The 3,353-nt window shown below is 64.6% G+C and carries 2 protein-coding genes and 1 pseudogene; 1 reads left to right on the top strand and 2 read right to left on the bottom strand.

Features of this window, described 5'->3' with window-relative positions; genetic code table 11:
• Positions 1-186 (top strand): hypothetical protein (locus tag QZY44_RS32010; RefSeq protein ID WP_295457158.1); only part of this gene is annotated, 186 nt, incomplete at its 5' end.
• Between the two features lie 113 nt (positions 187-299).
• Here QZY44_RS32010 and QZY44_RS32005 read toward each other — a convergent pair.
• Positions 300-1,592, bottom strand: coding sequence for a hypothetical protein (locus QZY44_RS32005; RefSeq protein WP_295457155.1), 1,293 nt, complete (start codon positions 1,590-1,592; stop codon positions 300-302).
• Positions 1,576-3,144: pseudogene (locus QZY44_RS32000) on the bottom strand (amidohydrolase). Before QZY44_RS32000 ends, QZY44_RS32005 begins: the two are co-directional and overlap by 17 nt.
• Positions 3,145-3,353 lie beyond the last annotated feature (209 nt).

The following is a 3,353-nucleotide window of genomic DNA, read 5'->3' as shown; positions in this document are numbered from 1 at the left end:
GTAAAGGGCGTCAAAACGGGCTTGTTCGGTGGCGTTCAAGGCGGTACTCTCCTCGGCGAAAATCGCAACCGCCACAACGGCGTGGCGGCGAGGAAAGTATGTGGCGGGCGGTCATCTGCCGCGGTAGCGGCTCCGTCCAACTTGCGCGCCAGCGGACATCTGAATCTTGCGTTGACAAAGGCATGACATGCAAAAGGGCACCGCGGGGCGTTTCAAGGCTCGTACCATTGCGCGCCCTTGAGGGCGTCCGGCTTCGGGAACTTCATCCAGGTGCCTTTACCTGCTCCGGCCACATCCGGTCAGCCGGTGCTGCCAAGATACGTCGCCACCGCACGGGCGACCGCCTGGTAGACGGTGGCGAGCGCTTCGGGGCTTGTCGTATTTGTCGGAATGTCGCCCGAGGTGTGGAACAGGGGATGTATGCCGGTGAAGGACATGAGATCACTGCCGGCGGCATTCGCCCACAGTTCGCCTTCGCCGTTCCATGAGGGCGGATTGAGCGCGGCAGGCAGTTGCGCGGTCGCCAATTCGGACTTGATGGTATTGAAGCGGGCTTCGTCCATGCGCACAAAGACCATCCGGCCAGCTTCCGGGATCTCCTTGGGATTGCCCAGCCCATGGGCCAGCGTGACCTGCCCGGTTTCCAGGTCCTTCTGGCCGACGGCCACATTAGCGCCGAGGTGCATGATGAGGCTGGCGGCGACGCGATTGGCCTTGAGGTACGCCTCTAACCCGATGTGGTGAAGGATTTCATGGCCCGGGGAGCCGACCACCGTCACCGGATAATCGCCGCCGAACTGCTCGGCAAGCGCAAGCGCCACGGCGATTCCCGTCCCGCGCTCGGCCGCACAGGTGAACCAGCCGGAAAGCGGCGTCGCGACGACAAGCGGCGTCGCGGCCTGGTCGCCGAAGCGGGCGACGACATTGTTGCTCTCGCCGGGCACGATGCGGCCGGCGTAACGCGCCGAGACCTTGCCCTTCGCAAGTGCCTCGCTATAGCGGCCCGGCACGAGGATGGTGGGCATGCCGGAGCCGAGCTTGGGATAGCAGTTAGGCGTCGAGAGCTCGCCTCCGGCGCCTTCAGTCGCGATCACGGCGATGGCTGCACCGGCCGTCTTGGCCTTCGCGATCTCGTCCTGCAGCGCCTGTGAGGCACGATCGCCGGTGGTCGCCTTCAGGGTGGCCAGGTGCGGCCTATCGCTCTGGGTCTCGCCGACGGCCTCGTAGTAGAGCGGCATGGACGGGATCGTCTCGCCATCGATCGTCACCTCGGTGGCGCCGTCGAAGCGGTCGAATGTGAAGGGCTGCATCGTAATCTCGGCGTCCATCGCGCGCAGCTGGTTGGCGAACCAGTTATTGGTCTGTGCATCGACCGCCGTGCCGACACGGTGATTTCCCATGGCGGAATAGTCCTGCACGACCCTGAACAGGCGCTCGCCGGTCCAGCCGGAACCGGAAGTGGGCGCGGGTGGGGGTGCGACCGCCGCCTCGGCCGCGACCACGCAGCCCGGCACCGCGAGGGCGAGCCCGGTCAATCCCAGCCCTTTCATCACTTGCCGACGCGATGCGATCCAGTCAGAGTTCTGTGACATCCCATTTTCCTTCAAACATGGCATGGAGAAACAGGTGCGCGGCATCCGGGTCGCCCAAGAACGGCAGGCTGCTGGTCCGGGCCGGGCCTCGCTGCTTGCTGGCGTCATAGGCGACGGCTCCGTCCTTGATGGTGAAAACCACCTTGAGGTCGGCCAGCGTTTCAGGGTCCACCGCGGTCGGATCCGCTGACAGGATGGCGAAATCGGCCAGTTTTCCGACTTCGATTAACCCCTTCGTGTCTTCCTCGAAATGCTGCCAGGCCGGCCAGATCGTCATCGCCTTGAGCGCGGTCTTCACGTCGACCCGCTGGTCCTGACCGAGGATACTGCCCGATCGCGTGCGTCGCGTAACCGTTGCTGCAAGGACCCGCATGCTGTCCGGAAAGGCGACTGGCGCATCGTGGTGTGTGCCAAACATCATGTGTCGCTGCACCAGCCAGCCGGTGGGTGAAATAGCCTCCGCGTTCACCGGGCCGACGGTGTGGTCGCGGTGCCAGTCGCCCCAGTAATAGGTGTGCATCGGAAACAGGGACGGAAAGACCCCCAGCTGCTGGAAGCTGTCGACCTGATCTTCCCGCAGGAACTGGCCGTGGATCAGCACTGGGCGGTTGCCGGGGTCGCCATAGCGGGACCGCGCCTCGTTGATGGCGGCGATCAGCAGGTCCGACGCGCCCTCGCCATTGGCATGGGTGATGATCTGGAGCTTGTTCCTGCAGCAGAAGTCGACGGCTTCCCGGACCTGTTCCGCGCTGACCCGCGGATAGCCGGCGTAGCCCTTGGGGTAATCGCCGACCGGTGCATAATAGGGCCGATCCCGAAAGGCCGTGAAGCCTTGCGGCGAGCCGTCGATCGACAGCTTGCACCCGCCCACGCGCACGCGGTTCACATACTGGCGCGACGCGCTTTTCGCGATGTAGTCGGCCTGTTCAAGGACATCGGGAAAGGCGACGATGTCGATCGGCAGCCCCTCTTTGGCATTCACATCCCGCGCGAGATTGACAATGAACTCGGCCGAGCGACCATCCTGCGCGGTCGTGTAGCCGTAGCTGGCCCAGAGGTCGGCGCCGGCGCGGATGAACGCCCGCAGGCCTTCCACCCCCAAGCTCTTGATCACCCCGTTCTTGGCCGAGAAGAAGGCCGTCTCTTCCAGCAGGCCGTTCGGCTCGCCATTCGTGTCGTGCTGGATCACGCCGCCCGGCGGGTTCGGCGTCTTGGCGTCGATCTTGAGGATTTCCAGGGCCTTCGAGTTGACAACCCCGATATGGGCCGACTGGTGCATGACGACGATCGGGACGTCCTTTGACACGTCGTCCAGCTCCTACCGCGTCGGGTGGCGCAGTTCGGCAAGCTGGGAGTTGTCATAGCCGAAGCCAAAGATGATGTGCTTGCGTTCGACGATGTTCGCGTTCGCCGTCGCCCAGTCCCTGAGTGCCGCCAGCAACGCCGCGATGCTCGAGACCGGACCATCGGGGGGTGCCAGCAGGTTGGCCGAATAGGCCTGCAGCCCGCCGATGGCGACATGACCGTGGCTGTCGACGAAGCCGGGAAGCATGGCACGTCCGGCAAGGTTGAAATCAACCGTTGCCGTGCCTCGATAGCGGTTGATGGCCGCCTGGCTTCCGACTGCCAATATCCGGCCGTCCTTCACCGCAACCGCTTCGGCTGTTGGCTGGGCGTCGTTGATCGTGAGGATGGGACCGCCGGAGTAGATCGTGTCGGCGACTTCCTGGGCGAGGAGGGGCGGCGCCCCGAATAGGCTGC

The sequence above is a fragment of the uncultured Thiodictyon sp. genome (assembly GCA_903837595.1).
GTDB lineage: Bacteria > Pseudomonadota > Gammaproteobacteria > Chromatiales > Chromatiaceae > Thiodictyon.
Note: the sequence above shows the minus strand (reverse complement) of the source record. Positions and strands in the feature narration are given on the sequence as shown.